Source organism: Bacteroides sp. f07 (genome assembly GCF_042854785.1).
GTDB lineage: Bacteria > Bacteroidota > Bacteroidia > Bacteroidales > Bacteroidaceae > Bacteroides.
In genome coordinates this window covers 61,218-78,774 of record NZ_BAABXI010000003.1, presented here as the reverse complement: position 1 = coordinate 78,774, position 17,557 = coordinate 61,218, and the positions used below count along the sequence as shown (strand labels likewise).

Annotated in this window: 12 protein-coding genes and 4 pseudogenes; 6 read left to right on the top strand and 10 right to left on the bottom strand. The window is 39.5% G+C overall.

The features are described 5' to 3' along the window. Position 1: 1 nt before the first annotated feature. The 6 genes and pseudogenes from ACGHVY_RS20140 to ACGHVY_RS20115 all read right to left on the bottom strand — a co-directional run bounded on the left by ACGHVY_RS20140 (position 2) and on the right by ACGHVY_RS20115 (position 4,082). The gene (locus tag ACGHVY_RS20140) at positions 2-268 is read right to left on the bottom strand and encodes a DUF4134 domain-containing protein (RefSeq protein ID WP_148365342.1); all 267 of its coding nucleotides are present in this window, start codon (positions 266-268) and stop codon (positions 2-4) included. A 442-nt stretch (positions 269-710) separates the two neighbouring features. Beyond that, complete coding sequence (locus tag ACGHVY_RS20135; protein WP_390601119.1) at positions 711-1,463, bottom strand: hypothetical protein; 753 nt, start codon at positions 1,461-1,463, stop codon at positions 711-713. Between the two features lie 4 nt (positions 1,464-1,467). After that, the gene (locus ACGHVY_RS20130; RefSeq protein ID WP_390601118.1) at positions 1,468-1,881 is read right to left on the bottom strand and encodes a DUF3408 domain-containing protein; all 414 of its coding nucleotides are present in this window, start codon (positions 1,879-1,881) and stop codon (positions 1,468-1,470) included. A gap of 11 nt (positions 1,882-1,892) precedes the next feature. Further along, positions 1,893-2,672 carry a ParA family protein gene (locus ACGHVY_RS20125; protein WP_390601116.1) on the bottom strand — a complete coding sequence of 260 codons (780 nt, stop codon included), beginning with the start codon at positions 2,670-2,672 and terminating at the stop codon, positions 1,893-1,895. 247 nt (positions 2,673-2,919) lie between these two features. Further along, positions 2,920-3,150 carry a hypothetical protein gene (locus ACGHVY_RS20120; RefSeq protein ID WP_390601114.1) on the bottom strand — a complete coding sequence of 77 codons (231 nt, stop codon included), beginning with the start codon at positions 3,148-3,150 and terminating at the stop codon, positions 2,920-2,922. Beyond that, positions 3,147-4,082 (bottom strand): annotated as a pseudogene (locus ACGHVY_RS20115) (amidoligase family protein). Before ACGHVY_RS20115 ends, ACGHVY_RS20120 begins: the two are co-directional and overlap by 4 nt. A 906-nt stretch (positions 4,083-4,988) precedes the next feature. Here ACGHVY_RS20115 and ACGHVY_RS20110 point away from each other — a divergent pair. Next, positions 4,989-6,040, top strand: a pseudogene (locus ACGHVY_RS20110) (transposase); the annotation flags it as partial. A gap of 206 nt (positions 6,041-6,246) precedes the next feature. On the opposite strand, the gene ACGHVY_RS20105 reads toward ACGHVY_RS20110, so the two are convergent. Next, positions 6,247-6,540, bottom strand: a complete 294-nt coding sequence (locus ACGHVY_RS20105) for a hypothetical protein (protein ID WP_390602074.1) — start codon at positions 6,538-6,540, stop codon at positions 6,247-6,249. On the opposite strand from ACGHVY_RS20105, the gene ACGHVY_RS20100 reads away from it, so the two are divergent. Further along, entirely contained in the window at positions 6,455-7,039 is a 585-nt protein-coding gene (locus ACGHVY_RS20100) for a group II intron maturase-specific domain-containing protein (RefSeq protein ID WP_390601112.1), read from the top strand. The two genes, ACGHVY_RS20105 and ACGHVY_RS20100, sit on opposite strands and share 86 nt — an antisense overlap. A gap of 85 nt (positions 7,040-7,124) precedes the next feature. Continuing rightward, positions 7,125-7,370: pseudogene (locus ACGHVY_RS20095) on the top strand (transposase domain-containing protein); the annotation flags it as partial. 102 nt (positions 7,371-7,472) lie between these two features. Here the strand turns inward: ACGHVY_RS20095 and ACGHVY_RS20090 are convergent. The 3 genes and pseudogenes from ACGHVY_RS20090 to ACGHVY_RS20080 form a co-directional block, all read right to left on the bottom strand. Continuing rightward, positions 7,473-9,769: pseudogene (locus tag ACGHVY_RS20090) on the bottom strand (SusC/RagA family TonB-linked outer membrane protein); the annotation flags it as partial. Positions 9,770-10,044: 275 nt separating this feature from the next. Continuing rightward, positions 10,045-11,604 carry a thiol-activated cytolysin family protein gene (locus ACGHVY_RS20085; RefSeq protein WP_390601110.1) on the bottom strand — a complete coding sequence of 520 codons (1,560 nt, stop codon included), beginning with the start codon at positions 11,602-11,604 and terminating at the stop codon, positions 10,045-10,047. A 1,617-nt stretch (positions 11,605-13,221) separates the two neighbouring features. Beyond that, positions 13,222-14,874, bottom strand: coding sequence for a hypothetical protein (locus ACGHVY_RS20080; protein WP_390601109.1), 1,653 nt, complete (start codon positions 14,872-14,874; stop codon positions 13,222-13,224). A gap of 456 nt (positions 14,875-15,330) precedes the next feature. Between ACGHVY_RS20080 and ACGHVY_RS20075 the strand changes: the two genes are divergently transcribed. The 3 genes from ACGHVY_RS20075 to ACGHVY_RS20065 all read left to right on the top strand — a co-directional run bounded on the left by ACGHVY_RS20075 (position 15,331) and on the right by ACGHVY_RS20065 (position 17,543). Then, positions 15,331-16,458, top strand: coding sequence for an OmpA family protein (locus ACGHVY_RS20075; RefSeq protein WP_390601107.1), 1,128 nt, complete (start codon positions 15,331-15,333; stop codon positions 16,456-16,458). 444 nt (positions 16,459-16,902) lie between these two features. Further along, positions 16,903-17,064 (top strand): hypothetical protein, encoded by a 162-nt coding sequence (locus ACGHVY_RS20070; protein ID WP_390601105.1) that lies wholly within the window; start codon positions 16,903-16,905, stop codon positions 17,062-17,064. 356 nt (positions 17,065-17,420) lie between these two features. After that, positions 17,421-17,543, top strand: a complete 123-nt coding sequence (locus tag ACGHVY_RS20065) for a transposase (RefSeq protein WP_390601104.1) — start codon at positions 17,421-17,423, stop codon at positions 17,541-17,543. Positions 17,544-17,557: the final 14 nt, after the last annotated feature.

The following is a 17,557-nucleotide window of genomic DNA, read 5'->3' as shown; positions in this document are numbered from 1 at the left end:
ATTACAGGAAGAATGAACGCAGGACGGTCGCGGCGACAATCAGGAAAACACAGGCTCCAAACCAGGATCCGGCAGTTTTTCCGGTATCGGGGTCTCCTGAAGAAAACTTGGAATAAACTTTTATCGCGCCTATCAGCCCTACAATGGCTCCTGCGGCATATATCAACTTTGTGGCCGGATCGAAATAGCTGGCAAGCATGGATGTGGCCTTTGTGATACCGGCACTTCCGTCCCCCTCGGCATAGGCACTCAGGGTGGAAACAGCTATTCATGCGATAAGCGCAACCGTCTTTTTAAAATGTCTTTTCATATACAATCTACTAATTAAATGTGAATAAAAAACTCCTTTCAAATGAACCGCAGGAAACTTCCTGCGGTCACTGCTTGCAACCACGATGTCTTTTTTAGGATCAACCTGAGTCATAATAACCAATCATAGGTACCTCCGTTTTTAAGGGGTTAATTACTTGTTTTGAATGTCCGCTTTGGTAAAGGGAAAGAATCAACCTGAATCATAGAAGCCAGTCATATCTTCTTTTTTAAAGGGTTATACACTACGTTTCAAAAACTCGCCATGCCCGGGATCAACCGGAGTCAAAGAAATCTCTCATGCTTTTTCGTTTTAAAAATTATACACTTCATTTTAAAGGCTCACAGCACCCGGATCAACCGGAATCAAAATATGGTCTCATATTCCTTACTTTTTCTATTTATTCAGGCACATACTCGGTTATATCAAATTCCCGGAGAATGTCGTTCTTGTTTTTTCCTGTCAATAAATGGGGCTCGCCCTTATCCACATACAAGCGCATATACCGTTTCAGTCTATCGCTGCTTCCCAGGACACTCGCTTGCAGAACCCTTTCCATGTTCGTGCCTTCCAGCTTTCGGAAGGTCTGCCGGGCTTGTTCCTGTTCCGTTTCCGTAGGCCTGTCCGATGTCATCACTTTCTCAATAATGTCCAAATCGTCAAAGGTGACACCGGTTGCCCGGTGGGGATTGCTCCGCTGTACGTATCCCGTAATCTCATAGCGTTCGGGTATCTCTTTTTTTTCTTCACCGGAAGAAGGGGAAGCCTCTTGCATATAGTCGGTTTCAGGATAATTCAGCCTTTGAAAAGGAATCGGATCTTCCGGGAATTTCGTATGCTTGTCAAGGGGCTCGTGCGCCCGGAGAACCGACCCTGTTTCCTTTTCGGGAGTAAAGGTACCACTCTTTTCCATGCCCGGTTCAAGCTGTCCGTTATTGTCATCTATTGTCAGTGGTTGTCGCATCCGGTACCGGCTTTTGCCTATGATCTCCACCCCGGACATGGGGATTTCCGGATGATTTGTGGCAGGCGCGGCCGGACGTTCCTTCCTGTCTTTCCTGCCTCTCCATGTGAAAATGCCGCCTGTATGGACATACTTTTCAATACTCAGGTAAGAGGCATAAAGGAACAGGATAATAAAAAGGTATTCCATGTCCTTATGATTTTAGCGATTGGTAATATTTTTCCAGCACGGCGTTTATCAATTTGCCGTTCTCTTCGAAATGATGCGCCAGCACCTGGTTCACAAAACCAGCTACGGTCACTTCCCCACGCCCGACCGCCCATACCAGGGAAGAGATACGGCGGTGCAGCCCGGCATCAATATGTAATGATTTACGGGATTTGGATCTGGTCGTATTCAGGAAGGACGCCCTGTAAGCATTGATCTCCCCGGTGGTAAAGACCGGAGCTTCACTGCTCCCGGCAATCTCCTCTTCCGTATCCTCCGGTTTCCGAGACGCAGCCGTTGCAGGGGATTCCGGCCGTATCGTCCCTTTCCGGGCTACAATATCCAATATAGCCTTCTCATCGATACTCCGGGGATCAAACTTCTTCTTTCCGCTATCCATGGTTCCTCTTGTTATAAGGAATGACAATCACCCAGATGCGTCACGGCACATAACTCGTCTACCAGTTCACAGAGGCCCGAACCTTTTATCTGGCGGTTGTCGGGAGGGAACAGCGTGGAACGGAAGATACTGTTCTTCAGAGGGCTCAACTCCTTGTTGTAGCGTTTGGTATCCGGAATTCGTGACTCCAGCAGGTGCAAATCCGCTTTTTGTATGACACGGTTCCAGGACTCGTAAGTCTCCTGCCGTTCACGTTTGTCTATCATATTCCAGAAAAGATAAATACCTTTCAGGTTACAGTTGTGCCTGGCGATCAGTTCTTCCTCCACCACCTCGGCAAACTGGAGGGAACTCTGCATGACGACATTGTCCGCCTTTAAAGGGATGAAGATGTAATCTATCGCTGAAATAGTATGGACAACCCCTTCGCTGCGGAGGGTTCCCGGAAGATCGAACAGTACGACATCAAAGACGGCATCCTGCTCTTCGATGTAGCGATGCAGGTCTTCTATCGCTTTCTCCGGATTGCTTTTGATTACCGGATAGGAGCGTTTCCGGATTTGTTCATGCTGCCGGTAAAGGGACACTTTGAGAAAATCGCTTTCCTGTACGCTTTCTATGTCCCGGTCACGCATCCGGGAGATGCTGTGTTGGGGGGAGTCGCAATCCACGACACCCACCCTCAGGCCTTTCCGGTAGTGAAGGATACTGGCCGCCAGAACAGTGAAGGCAGACTTTCCGACTCCTCCTTTCTGGCTGGCAAAGGCAATTAATAACGGTTCTTTTTTCATACGCTTTTTTATAATCAGATAAAAATAGAATGCTGTAAAACTGTAATGCTTATAACTGTATATCGTTCTACATTGCAAAAGAAAGGAATGGCGGGAAGAGATGAAATACCTTGTCACGGATAGTCACGGATAGTCAGGAATTGACAGGGGGAAGTACCGGGAGGCAGACAGGAAAGGTTGCAATGAAAGAAAAAAAATCCCTGCTTCGTGTTTGAGGCAGGGACTAATAATAAAGGAGCGATACCGGTTACTTCAGAACGTAACCGGCAGCCTGTAAGTCTGTCAGGAAATGTGCAGGGGTGTCAGTAGCGACAGCCACACCATGCAGTTCCCCGTAACGTCGGGCAAAATTCTTCATATACTCCTGATCCGTGCAATCATAGTCGAACCGGCTCCCCTCACGGAGCAGCCGGACGAACTCTTCCGGGCTGGAGGCGGTTATCTGACCGCCGTCCAGCAAATGATAAGTCTGTATCATACCGCTAACTTTTTAGTTCTAAGTTTAAAAAATAATTTCTGTTTCCCGTTCAGGAAAGGCAATCCCTCCAATGTCATCCTGCTTGGAAGGCTGGAGCTTTTCGCAAAGATAACTAATCCGTTCAAAAATCTGATCCAATTCTCCATCTTTGTGAAATTGGTCGTACCGGAATGCTGGCGGAACTCAACGGTCCGATGTCTGGAATAAGCCTCAAAATTGACCTTATGGTACCGGTCATTGTTAAAGACCGCCCGCAGGTCGTCTACCGTTCCGACTGACTTAATTCTCTCGTCGGAAACACCGGAAAGGCTCTTACAGTAGGTATTGCTCCGGCGTGATCCTGGCATAAAGGCATCAATCAGGTGTTCGAGATACTTGTAGGTCATAGCAAGGTTCTTCCATGTATCCAGATCGAAGCCTGCGGCATCCATATGGACATGGAATCCGCAACTGTCATTCACTTTCGCATTACAGATGTCAAGCACCCAGCACACTGTCTCCAGTTCTTTCAGACCATTCTCACCCACCAGTATCGGGCTGACCAGTTCGAAAGTATTATTTCCCTGCAGGCTGCTGTCCGTTACCAGCTTCCAGTGTTCTCTGGTCGTATGGTTGTAACCCTCAACGGCAACCTGGATACCGACCTCCTTCAATTCGCGTGCCAATCTTTCCATATTACAATTATAGGCTTCAATCTCAATGCCGAACTTGTGGGTGAAGGTGTAATCCTACAGGACGGATGCAGCCCTGTTCCGCAAGGTTCCGCCTTCTCTTTCAAGCATTTTCTTCTCAACGTTATATACAAAACCATAGTTGCCGCGTGTCACCAAATCGGCAATCTCCCTGCGTGTCAAGCCCAGACGGAGCAACTGCTCGATCTTGCTCGTCTTGGTGGTACTCTGTTCTAAGATATTTCTAACTTGCTCGTTCATAGCTTTTTATCCTTTATTATTATACCACTAAGGTAGCGAAATAGTCTCACATATCATAATCTTACACTGCTTATTATCAGTGTATTAGCTTAGTTTGACTAAGGCTAAATATCCTTATTAAGTGTATCCGGTTATAACATTGCAGCAATCTACATTTTGACGGGAAATGTATAGTGGTAGCTGTTTATAATGTTATCTTCTTATAAATGTAGCCTTTTATAATGGTGCATTATTATCTTAGTATCGAAATACAACAATATCCCAAACGCCAATTATTCAATTATCATCATATAACGTTCCATGAGGGTAGAAATATAATAGTTCCCAGTTATCCGATTATCTGAATATCCAGTTCTCCGATTATTCAATTATCATAAAAGAAAAGCCTGCCAAATGAACTGATAGCTGTAGAAGGCTCTACTATTATAGGAAACTACAGCCCCTTTTGCATCCGGAATACCGATAAAAACAGCCAACTTTCCCGAAGAAACGGGTTGGAATCGGGAGATGGCAGCGGCGGGAGGAAGGCATTAGGCGGAGCAATCTACAGTTCTACTAAAAAACGTTGTCCCCATTAGGGGACAGCAAGTTGTGTTTTCGTTAAACGAAAACCGAACGGTTTAACAACATATTTCGCTGCCAAACCATTATCCAGTTCATGCTCCGAGGTCGCACAGAATCATAAAACCTAACCGATATCTGGCTTTGAATTATTTATTCCTACAAATTCGCTATTAGATTCTCATATCATACGAAAAAAGGATATCCAAAGACTTTTACAGTATATGGGATGTATACAATCGGCTAATGTTCGGTATATCACAGCAGACACTCAATCCATACTTTAATACCGTCATCCAATGCTAACACATCACCTCTGTTTTTCGATCAATCCATTCAAGTATTATAAATCCTCTTCATCCGCTAGCCAATCCTAAAATCGTTAGTGCAATTCGTCAGGAACTGGCGGATCGTCTTGATATTGAGTCTCTCCAGCTTATTCTGGCCGAGCATTGGAGACCTTATCTTGAGAATCTTCATGTCTGTATGACCGAGGCCAACTGTTATGAAAGTCATCTGCGCTTTTCTAGTGATGTCAAACTTTTATGGGAAGGTATTATATGGCTTCATCGTCATCTGTGCAAACATTGCCGAACATTGCACATACAACGCCCCCGTAACAAGTATCTTGATGTAAGCCGTGCCTACCTTACTTACAGTAAACTACATAAACGCAGGAAATCACAGACTCGTATGATTAAACGCAGACTACTTCAGTTATTGGAAAAATTACTTGACCAGACGGATCAGCTTCATTCATCCTACAGGAACATGCTTACACTATCCTCTGATTACCAAAGACGTTTCTCGGTCATACAGACGGTCCTTGAGCAAGGGAAGAATTTATTTGCAGGCAAAAAAGTGTCCAACCGTATTGTGAGTATTGACCGGCATTACCTTCGCCCCATTATCAGAGGCAAGGATACCAAATCCGTTGAATTCGGAGCCAAAATCAACAATATACAGATAGATGGAATCTCTTTCATAGAGCATATCTCTTTTAAGGCTTTTAACGAAGGAGTACGTTTGAAAGACTGTATTCATCTGCAACAACAACTGACCAAGGTTAGAGTTAAGGCGCTTGCAGCGGATTCAATCTATGCTAATAATGCCAACTGGAAATTTTGTACTAAATATCATATAAGTACTTCCTTTAAGCGTAAGGGCAGAGCTGCCAAAGATGATCCGTTTCGTAAGATCTTACGCTCGGAACTCAGTCGTGAAAGAGCTACCCGTCTGGAAGGAAGCTTTGGAACACAGAAACAACGTTACTCACTGGCCAGAATTAAAACCAGAAACAGGAAAACGGAAATGCTTTGGATTTTTTTGGAATACATATAGCTAATGCGGTATGTATGATAGAAAAGGTCGAAAAGAAAAAAAGAACGGTAGCATAATCGGACTAAAATAAGAGGAAAACAGGAGAGGTTTTAATTTCCCCTGAAAAAGACATGTACATAATATATAGTTGGGAAGAAAAAAATAAGAATATGTAAATAATATTCTATAAAAAGATAGAAGATTGAGGATTTGCCCGAAAAAATGAAGAGAAAAGCTCGCGTAAAGTAAAACTTTTCTCTTCATTTATAAGAAAGAGGAACATTTACGGAATATCCCTAGCTAATGGAAAGTATGGGGTGGATATGAGGCACAGGCCATCACCGAATGTGTTACATTCAAGGAAGGCCTGTTTGAAAGTGATACTTATGGCCTTTTTCAGAAAGGCTGGAACCATGTTGTGGAGAACTTCGTCATAGTTAGCTTTCTGTCCTTTGTTATTTTTGATTTCAAGTTGTTTACCATCTGTAAAAATGGCAGTGCGTTGCCGATCGTTAGGTGTTACAATCGAACGAGTAGCAAAGCGTGCGGCAGACCTAGTGGTGGTTGCTTTTGTCATGCTTGGATTACTCATGAGAGGAGAATCAGCATTAAAAATGAGCAGTCGTTCATCAGAGCACTATCATTGTACTTCTTTTGATTACTTAGGCTTTACTTTCAGACCAAGAGCGACAAAAGATAAACGCAACAATGTCTTATTCACAAGTTATTTGCCTGCTATAAGCAAGAAATCGGTAAGTAGCATACATGAAACAATAAAATCCTGGAATCTCAAATGTCTCCATAATCGAAGCCTACGATTTGTGGCATCATATATCAATGATGTCGTAAGAGGATGGATAAACTATTATGGCAAATTTGGTAAAACAGAATTTTGGAAAGTAATGTTCCACCTGAACCGCTCTATTGCCTATTGGGCAAAGACAAAATATAAAAGACTTCGTCGTCGTGGTGTCATATCTGCTCATTATTGGTTAGCCGGCATCTCTCAGAAAGCCCCCAATCTGTTTTATCATTGGCAAGTAGGATATGTACCCTATGCACATCGAAAGAAATGATTTGAATGCGAAGAGTCGTATGAAGGGAGACTTTCACGTACGGTTCCGAGAGAGGCTGAGGGTGAAATTTCCTTGGTCTACTCGACAAAATGCAATCCGGCCAATAGCTTTATCGAGAAAAAACTTCTTGTTTTGCGGGAATCATGAGGCAGCAGAAAACACAGCTGTTATATGTTCATTACTGGCATCATGCAAAGTATCGCAAGTTAACCCCTGAGAATGGCTTACCGATATAATTGCTTGGTTGCCATATTACACAAGGGATAAGGGAAAAGACCTAGAAGAGTTACTACCCAATTACTGGAAACTGAGAAACTCCAAAGAAATCTAACAATACTCTAATGAAAAGCATATTATAAACAGAGAATCACTATAAACTTTTTAGATGTATATAGCGATTCTATAATTGATACGGGTACTTTATTGGGAGCTTACGGATATTTTTGGTAGAAAGTGTAAACTCTATATCTTGTGATTGCATGGAAGCAATATTGGCATATTTTAGAATTTGACCGCCTACTCCCTGTGTGTTTACAATACTGATGAGATCGTAGTTGTTACGTGTATACCAGTCGACTGCAAAGTTGATGCGGTTGTCCAAAAATCCCATATCGGCACCGATATTCAATTTGTGTTTCTTCTCATAGGTCAGTTCACTGTTCTCGAGTTCTTTGATATACAGTCCCGCTTCCTGAATATCCGTAAACGGACGGTAAGGAGAATAGCTTGTGATGATGGCTTGCGAATTAGCCACATCGGCAGGTCATCGGTCGGCTGTCAGCGAGTAGGATGCTTTCAGCGTGAAGTGGGAGAGAGCGGGTTGTAATGATTCGAAAAAGGCCTCTTCGTGTGCGTTCCATGCACCGGACACGTTCCATGTGGGCAACTAACGGGCGGAGCGGCTTCTACCCATTCGATTGGTTCCTTCGTAACGTGCGGTTCCGTTCAGGGTGTACTTTCCTTTGTAAGAATAAGTGGCGTTGGCAAAGAATGCTGCACTACGGTTTCTTGTCCGGTTCAGTGAAAAGTAACTGTTGCCGTTCTCGATTCCTTTCTTAAAGTATTGGTATACATAGTAAGGAATCTCGCCCATACCATATTGCATACCCCATCCTTGTGAGTAGCTTCTGTTACGGTCGGTGGAGTTGATCTCCGTACCGGCAAAGAAGTTGGTAATGTGGTCTTCTTTGAATACTTTATTCCAACTGAGCGTAGCTCTGAAATCATACCCTAGCATTTTATAATCACGGCGTTGATAAATACCGCCTTCTGGCAAGATAGAGATAGGTAGAGCATACGGATTGTCGGGGTCGGTATAGAGGAATGGGTTCCGGTCCATGATTGTTTTGTCATTAAGCCCTGCGCGGTAAGCTTCTGCCTGGTTCGATTCATCTTTGATGTTATGTTCTTGCGATGTACTTTGGTATTTCACAGCTCCCAATCGCTCAATTCCAAACCTTGGATAATTTTCCATTTCAGTTCTCCCTGAAACTTTACGTCTGCAATATTCAGGTCCATATAGTTGTTTTCCAGTTCGTGGAGGATGTTGAATGGTGAGTAGTTGCTTGTATAATACTCGTTTACATCAAATGTACGCGAGGTATTTAGTGCATATGCGTATGGGGTGATATCAAAATCGTGTTTTACTTGTCCGCTGACTACATCTACATCTTGTCCTAGGGTTCCCGGAACTTTTTGTTTACGGTAAGAAGAATTGGAAAACAAATTGATACTTAGATTCTTGAGGATGTTGTACGTGGTGTTCAGATTGGCTGTATAGCGGTTTACCGAGCTCTGTTTGTACCATCCCGGGTCGTGCATGGCGCTTAATGAGGCATAGAACGATGATTTGTCTGTTCCCGTGCTGATGCTGACAGAGTGATTCTGGCTGAGTGAATTGGAGAACAATTCGGAGAACCAGTCAGTGTTTCTCATTTCTGCAGATTGCAATATTGATTGATAGCTTTTTCGGTATTATCAAGCAAATATTTTCCGATAGTTGGGGCGTATGTGTTAAGTAACTGATACATTTTACCGTATACACCACTTTCTGCGTTACGTGATGTTTCCGAAAAATTAAGCCATCCTTTTTCCTACATCTCTTTGTATATTCCCATTTGCTCTTGTGAGTTCATGATGTTGAAATCATTGTAGCTGGGTATCAAACGGGTAGTAAATTCACCGGTATAACTGATTTTGCTGACACCAGCTCTACCTTTCTTTGTAGTAACAACAATCACACCTGCCATAGCACGTGCACCATAGATAGAGGTTGCCGAACCGTCTTTCAAAATCTGGTAACTTTCAATGTCGTCGGCATTCAGACCGGCAATAGCGGATGAAATCAAGGTTTCTGCATCACCTGAGGATAGTTGGTCTGCACTTACTTCCACGGTATCTTCCATGATTACTCCGTCTACTACCCACAAGGGTTTGGAACTACCGTAAATGGATGTGGCCCCATGCATGCAAATCTTGGGGGCTGTACCGAATGTTCCTGACACATTTTGAACGGATACACCAGCAGCACGTCCTTCCAAACCACGGCTGATATCTGCCATACCATCCAATTTGACACCTTCAGCGGATAGTTTGCAGGATGCTCCTGTAAATAGTCGTTGTCCATTTTTTTTGCATACCGGTGACTACTACTTCTTCGAGTACTTCTGTGGCTGGTTTTAATACAATTTTTATGCTTCCAGCTTTGATGGCAACTTCTTGGGATTTTATTCCAATGTAGCTGACTTTCAAAGTTCTTGCAGAACTTGATTCGTAGACTCAAAAGAACCGTAGTTAATCTATAGAAGTTGCATTGTGTAAGCTAGATATTGTGATTGAATGAAAACGATTATCTGCATGGTTTCCTAAAAGAGGAGAAACTATGTAATTTTTTGACGAAATCCCTGATCTTCTATTTTATATTAGAGAATCCTCAAAAATAGGAGGTAAACCTTCCACTTTTGTTTTCCTCCTATTTAATTGAGTATTTCTATTATATGTAATGGTTAGTTTGTCATTTTCAGATTTTCTATGCCTAAATCGATAACAAAATTTCCTGTTGTATCTCGTATTTTCAAAGGTTTCTTTATTCTATCATAAAGTTTAAAAGAGGAAGATGCTTTTTCCTTTGCTCTGATCAATGATTCAAACATGGGGATTTCAAAAATACAACCGTCTTTGTTTATATATGTAGTGAAAATAATAGATAATTTATCTTTGCTTTTATAGCTGGGGATATTGTACCTTGCAACATATGCATTCTCTTCCCATACAGAAAATTGAAATCCATTTTTCTTTTCCTTAGAATCTCCATACTGTATATATCCCTTACCTGTCTCTACTTTTTTCCCCGATAAAGTTCTTAAATCGTCTGGAATAATTAAGTCAAAACTCATTTGAGAAAATTCTCCAATATATGGATCATTTTTCATATACTTGGAGTAAATTACCGTTTTAAACGTTTTGTTTGTGCCCAATTCTTTTAATTTGTATGCTACTGGAGCTCCTGGATTGTTCACATCAAATTTAGCTCCATCTTCAATAAACTTCTTTACGTTTTCTAAACTAATAGAAGCTATCGCCCCCAATTTGGCATTCCCTCCGAGTACCCTGCCTTTTATTGTAGATTCTTTCAACAGATCATTATAAGCAGCTTCTGCATTTACTCCTATTTTTCCACTAAGAATAGAAGCTTGTAATTTTGTTTCCGCTTCTCGCTTTGTCATTGTAGTCTCTATACCTAAAAGTAAAACTCGACCATATTTCACAGAAGAAACATATAATGGCTTGTCTTTGCCAAGTTCTTTCTTATAATCAAATTCTTTGGCAAAAAAACTTGAGGGCATTTTGGGCTCATCGATACTTAGCTCATAAAAAATTTGTTGTACTTTTACCAAAAAACGATTTCTTTCTTTATCAAAACTAAAACCGGCACTAGCTTCTACTGTATTGGCTACTCCTTTATAATTACCTCCCATTGCTATTTTTAAATGATTTTTATCATATACTTCTTCAATAGAATAAGTAATATTGGCTGCGGGAGAATTGAAATCACGTTCGAGTAATTCATTTATTCCTTTCCTCACATTAGAGAGTGACGGACTCTGAATAGTAATTGTTGGATCTCCTTTTCCTTGCAAATCTGTAGAAATAACAATTGGTTGTCGTTCAGTAATAATTGCAGTATAGTTTCCTTCTATAACACTTTTAGCTTGTAGTAATGCACCAGGATAAAAAATACTTTTATCATCAGAGAAAAGTAATTGTTCTTCAAACTCTTTAGCTTGTTCATAGAATTCTTTATTAGCAGATGCCCTTGATTCCAAAGCTGCTAAGGAAAATGTATTGGAAACCGGTTTGTTGTTTTCAGCTTTTCTTTCAGCAAAAGGAGGTATCTGCTGGACAGAAGGAAGCTGTGTGATATATGTATTAATCTCTGAAGAAAAACTTCCATTCTTATTTTTTTCCATCTCTTTACCTATTTCTTCGCTATCGCCACAAGAATAAAAGAAAGTGGTGGTAAGTAATAAAAGAAAGCAGCGCTTACTCAAATTTTTTTTTTTCATCTTATTTTTATTATTTAATTAAACAAAAATACCCAACTAGGGGTATGCAAAGGATTTATAGTCTCATTTTGCAAATACATATTATACTATGTTTAAACAAAAAACTGCTAATAGAAAAGATTCCATTGATTTTGCAAATATAAGGGAATGGGAGCCTCTTCGGGTTACCGAATATATATCAATTTATAACAATTTTATTTGTATATGTCTGATAGTCAGTGTTTTTGGGTTTTGATGTAATAAAATTATCTAACATCAATCTAACATCTATGTTTTGAACACTGTAGTATGAACGAAATATTAGCCTAAATCGTAAAAATTTAATATATTAATATTTAAAAAGGTATAATTGACATGTTATTCTTAAATACATCCAATTCAATATCACAAAATAAAGATTATATATTACTAGCTATAAATTTTGACAATATCTAATTATTGATGAAATATTGCTATGTTTGCCATAAAATAGGAAAGCCGGCTAAAAAGAATGGCTGAGACTGACAGACAGGTTATGAATCATTTCATGTCTACAAATAAATGATTCTCTTGTTCGGGGAAGTGTCTATATGACTGAGAAACATCTTTGATAATCAGAGGATAATGTAAGTCTGCTCCTGTAGAATATAAATGAAGATGTACCATCTAGTCAAGTAATTTTTCCAATGACTGAAGTAGTCTGCGTTTAATTATACGAGTCTGTGATTTCTGCGTTTATGCAGTTATTTGTAAGCAAAGTAGATCTTATGGTAGATACTTATTACATTGACGTTGTATGTGCGTTGTCCAATACTGTTTACACAGGTGACGATGAAGCCATACAAAACCTTCCCATAAGAGTTTGATATCAGTAGGAAACGCAGATGACTTTCATAATAGACAGCATCGGTCATACAGATATGAAGATTCTCAAGATAAGGTTTTCAATGGTGGTTAGTCAGAATAAATGAAGGGATTCACTATCAATACGCCCCGCTAATTCTTGACGAATCGTATTAATAATTTTAGAATTGGTTAGTGAATGAAGAGGAGCAATCTGAACGCTACAAAATAACTGGTAATGAATAGTACCGTTTTAATGTTCAATCAAGTGTGGGCTTGAAAAGTTGGCATAGGACTTCAAGGTTATCAAGACTATTTTGTTTTTGGGGAGTAAAATAACTTTTACGCCCTAGAGGAGAAGACTTCAAATGCACCCTGTTTGTCAGTTCCAAGAAAGGAAACAGAGAATGGAAGCAACCTAATTCACTCGTTGCAAAACTTAGGCGATATTTTTTAAGCATATCGAACTCAGTAAAACCTAAACAATAATTTAGATTTCTGAGATTTTTTATATCTTTCTCATGTGCTTTTTAGATTCCCTTCGCTTTGGTTATCAAACTGTTTTTTTGGGGGTATTTAAAGGCACAGAAAAAACAGCTAATTTGCAAAGAATTAGCTAGTTCCCATTTTTTTATTTTATATTATTTTTTTTGCTTGCAATATCTTATTTTATAAGACGATTAAATAATGTAAAATTATTTCACCCGTCAACGTATTTTTTTTATTTTGTCCATAATTTACTAAAATATGGATTGTTTGTTAAAATGTATTACTATTTTTAGCTAAAATATCGTTTTATCCAAAAAGATTTAAGAATAGTTCTTTATTAGCTGTTTCTGTAGATTTAATACGTGATTTGAGCCGTGACTTGCGGGCGTATACATTAGCCACTGTATCTCTCATGAATAGGCTTATTACCTGCGGTGAGAATCCTACAAAAATATAGCATAGCAACCTAGTGTCGGAAGTTTTCATTGTTGGAAAATCTTCCTTGAGCTTGTACATGGCATTGTCATGGCAAGTATTTACAATCATTTCCAGCTCTTGCATTATTTCATTGTTTTCTGCAAAATCCGTAATTATCTGCTTTACTTCATTAAATATGACTGACTGTTGTGATGTTGTATTTTCACGTTCGTAGTAAGTTTTTCCAAGTTTATCAACGATGTCAAAGCGTGAAGCAAGCAGTCCTTTTAAAAAACTTTCTGTGTTCTGTTGCTCTTTCAAGCGTTCAGTAAGATTCTTATATTCGGAATTGGCTTTCTCTACTAATAACCAATAATGATTGGTATGCTCACGTTGTATACGTAAACGTTGACGGACGATATACCAGGCAATTCCAGTAATAAAAAGAGCAGCGACTGCTATGGCGATTTCCCAAATAGTCCGGTTTCTCATTCTATATTGGGCAAATCTCGTTCGCTCTTTAAAATAGTCACGTTCGACCATACCGGCGGAGAACTGCATGTTTGAGCGCATTATTGAATCGTTCAAGTAGATATAGCGATGTATATTGTCTGTTGCTTTTTCAAAGTTTTTGGCCTGTGCTTCGATATGGTATGCAGTGTATTGTAGTTCTGTCATGTCGTAAATGTCTGTGGTGTGCGCCTTTGCAAGCTCTAAATAATACCGTGCGCTGTCTATCTGGTTTTTTAGAAGACATACATCTATTAATGTGTGATATCCATATGCCGTATCCTGTTTGGCGGAAAGTTCAATGCGCTTTAGCAAATCTTTGGATATATGTCGTTTAGATATCACATATAGTGATGCAAGATTAGTAAGGCTGATTTCTATCAGATTACTGTTATTTTGTTCATCTGCCAAATCAAGAGCCGCCGAATACAGCCTCATTGCTTTTTCTATATCTTTTGAGTGGAAAGTAGCGGCTGCCATATCAAGAGTTGCCTTTGTTTCCTCCTGAATATCATTTGATTGGCGGAAATTATTTCTAGCCTCGTGGAAATAATGATATGCCCGGCTGTAGTTCATTTGTTTATAATATACTTCACCGATCTGTCTGTATAAAAGTCCTTTGTAATAAGATTCATTGGTGTCTGTCAGCTTCTCTTCTATTTTGAGAAAAAGACGTAATGCTCCCGGTTTATCCCCTATGCGTAATTTAATTCTTCCCCAATAATATAGGGTTTTGCATTGGTGGCGTAAATCTTTAGGGTAATGTTTATAATATTGCCAAGCCTGGCGGATTAATGAATCGTCAGTAACTTTCATTTGTTTTTTTTCCTGAGCTTCGGAATAGAGCAATGCATATCTGGCCTGTTCAGCCCGGTTGCCTCCTGATTTGAATTTTTGTAGTATTGCTAACGCACTGTCCGGGTTGTACTGCATTAGCTTTTCCGCCTCACTAAGGAGAGGGGGCTGTTCTCTGTTATAACATCCTGTAAAATAGAGAATAACTAATAGTCCAATTATAATTCTGCATTTCATATTGCGAATATAATGATGTGTTTTATTTCTTGTATGGACGGTTAGAAATATTTTACTAATATAAATTATTATTTAGTTGTATTTTGATATTTTATCTTATATATTTTTATTGAATTTAATAATACGTAATTAGCAGATTGCTGGTGTACTGCATGGTAATGTAATGCCCATAGAAATATAATATTGTAGCAAGATACTGCTGTACAAAGTATCACTTCGCTAGTTGTTATTTAAAAAGCAAGCTTGACTGATAAGAAAATATTAGTGTAAGTCCTTATTTTTGTGTTTTATTATGATGTGTTAGATATATGTTGGATTGTTGTCTGAATTACTTTTGTAAAATCCTGATTATAAGGCGTATATAAGTTTTAATGTTAGATTTATGTGTTTGTTTTGCAATTAAGAAACTATGTAATCTTTTTATTTTTGCATCCGGAAAAATAAAAATAATAGATTATGAAGAAGATTACTATTTTATTTGTTTTTGTATTGGGGACGCTTATTGCGAACGCCCAGTCAATTGTAGAAGGAACAAAGTTTATGGACAATTGGTCTGTAGGAGTGAATGCAGGAGCAATTACCCCTCTCACTCACGCCTCTTTCTTTAAAGGGATGCGTTCCGGTTTCGGAGTCGGAGTTTCCAAACAATTAACTCCTATTTTCGGTTTGGAATTCCAAGGAATGGGATATATCAATTCTGCTCCGAGTAAAACAGCTTTTGATGTTTCGGATGTCAGTTTATTGAGTAAAGTTAACTTGATGAATCTGTTTGCAAGCTATCGGGACAAACCCCGTTTGTTTGAGATGGAAGCTGTTGTTGGAATAGGGTGGTTGCATTATTATGTAAATGGTAAGAGGGATGACAATTCATGGTCTACGCGTCTCGGGTTGAATCTAAATTTCAATCTCAGTAAAACAAAAGCATGGACATTGGGAATTAAGCCCGCTGTCGTATATGATATGCAAGGTGATTTTAATCAGGCAAAGAGTCGTTTCAATGCGAACAATGCAGCATTTGAACTGACTGCCGGATTGACTTATCACTTCAAGATGAGTACCGGAAACCATTACTTCACTAAAGTAAAAGTCTACAATCAGAGCGAAATTGATGATTTAAATGTTGCTATTAATGCACTTCGCGGACAGGTGAGCAGTCGTGACAGAGAACTAAACAATGCTAACCAAAGAATTAGCGGTTTGCATAAAGAGTTGGAAGAATGTCGTACAAAGGTCGTTCCCGTTGAAACAGTAGTCAAGACTGCCCGCGTTCCGGAATCTATTATTACTTTCAGACAAGGCCGCTCATCAGTGGATGTATCACAGTTACCGAATGTGGAACGTGTAGCTTCCTACATGAAGAAATATCCTGATTCAAAAGTTGTTATTAAAGGGTATGCTTCTCCGGAAGGTAATGTTGATGTCAACGCAAGAATTGCTGCTGCACGTGCGGAAGCTGTCAAAACAATCCTTGTTAATAAATACAAGATTAATGCATCTCGTATCACTGCCGGAGGTCAGGGAGTAGGTGATATGTTTACCGAACCGGATTGGAACCGTGTAAGTATATGTACTATCGAAGAATGATATAGTATAGTAGGAATACTTGGGACTGGATTAAAAAGGGTTGTCCGAAATCAGAGGCACTGATAGGACTTTTTTTTTTCTGTTAGCTCCTCTTTTTATGAATTAACTACCAAAGTTGCATGTCGTATGATTAGATTTCATTCGCATGCAACTTTTTTTATTGCTGGTGAGTATTCGCCTATTGCGCAACTGTTTGGAACATAACTTCATTATGTCAGTTATTATTGTGCCCCCCCTCCGTGTGTGTACTCTAGCTCTACAATCTCTAATTGTTGTATCTTTGCATTACAATAAGAACAATCTATAATATGAATTCCAGCAAAAGCCTACATAAGTTGTTAAGCGTTATCTTTGGATTATTTTTCCATTACAGGTTGGCAAGAGTACGAATTAAAGATTGAAATTTGGTTGGATGAGAAAGAGTTTATGTAACGTGACGGTTATATGAAAGGCACTGTTATATCTCATGGTTTTATCCAAGAAAAAGTAATTCTGGATTTTCCTTTGCGTGGCAAATCAGTCTATTTTTATGTAAGAAGTCGTCGTTGGTATGATAAGGAAACATTTTCCTATAGCTACGATGATCTGACTTCAGAAGGCGCTTAAAAGAAGAAGATTGAAACTACATCTGCGAGTATTAGTTCTATAGCTGGTGGTTATTACGGAGTTAAAGGTTAGCTGCTATCGGCTCAGTGTAAAGACTTCATTAGTGACTTTCATCAATGGAATCAATTGGAACATGCATCCGAATATGTTCTTTTTAAAGATAACTGAGGTTCGAGCCTGTGCATAGATGAGCCCTCATTGAGTTGCAGTGAACTTTATACAGTAGTAATCAATTAGAATGGCATGGTGGCAATGATACGCAGGACGAAATCGGAAGATGTGATCAAGGTGCTTGAAAAGATCCGTTTATCAAAATGAAAAAATGGAAAGAAAGGAACTTTTGATCTCTCGCCTCGATGATGAAGATTGTTCGCTCTGCATTTCTTAATGCAACTCGGACAAAAGACCGTTTTCATGTACAGAAACTTTTTTATGAGCCTATTGACGAACTTCGTGTCACTTATCGCTGGATGGCTTGAGACCTTAAAAATGA

Excerpts from the sequence above, each read along its gene's own strand:
- ACGHVY_RS20100 (WP_390601112.1), top strand. The coding sequence starts at position 6,455 with ATGGCAGTGCGTTGCCGATCGTTAGGTGTTACAATCGAACGAGTAGCA.
- ACGHVY_RS20070 (WP_390601105.1), top strand. The coding sequence starts at position 16,903 with ATGAAAGGCACTGTTATATCTCATGGTTTTATCCAAGAAAAAGTAATT.
- ACGHVY_RS20085 (WP_390601110.1), bottom strand. The coding sequence starts at position 11,604 with ATGAAAAAAAAAAATTTGAGTAAGCGCTGCTTTCTTTTATTACTTACC.
- ACGHVY_RS20105 (WP_390602074.1), bottom strand. The coding sequence starts at position 6,540 with ATGACAAAAGCAACCACCACTAGGTCTGCCGCACGCTTTGCTACTCGT.
- ACGHVY_RS20080 (WP_390601109.1), bottom strand. The coding sequence starts at position 14,874 with ATGAAATGCAGAATTATAATTGGACTATTAGTTATTCTCTATTTTACA.
- ACGHVY_RS20075 (WP_390601107.1), top strand. The coding sequence starts at position 15,331 with ATGAAGAAGATTACTATTTTATTTGTTTTTGTATTGGGGACGCTTATT.
- ACGHVY_RS20135 (WP_390601119.1), bottom strand. The coding sequence starts at position 1,463 with ATGGAATACCTTTTTATTATCCTGTTCCTTTATGCCTCTTACCTGAGT.
- ACGHVY_RS20130 (WP_390601118.1), bottom strand. The coding sequence starts at position 1,881 with ATGGATAGCGGAAAGAAGAAGTTTGATCCCCGGAGTATCGATGAGAAG.
- ACGHVY_RS20065 (WP_390601104.1), top strand. The coding sequence starts at position 17,421 with ATGATGAAGATTGTTCGCTCTGCATTTCTTAATGCAACTCGGACAAAA.
- ACGHVY_RS20125 (WP_390601116.1), bottom strand. The coding sequence starts at position 2,672 with ATGAAAAAAGAACCGTTATTAATTGCCTTTGCCAGCCAGAAAGGAGGA.
- ACGHVY_RS20120 (WP_390601114.1), bottom strand. The coding sequence starts at position 3,150 with ATGATACAGACTTATCATTTGCTGGACGGCGGTCAGATAACCGCCTCC.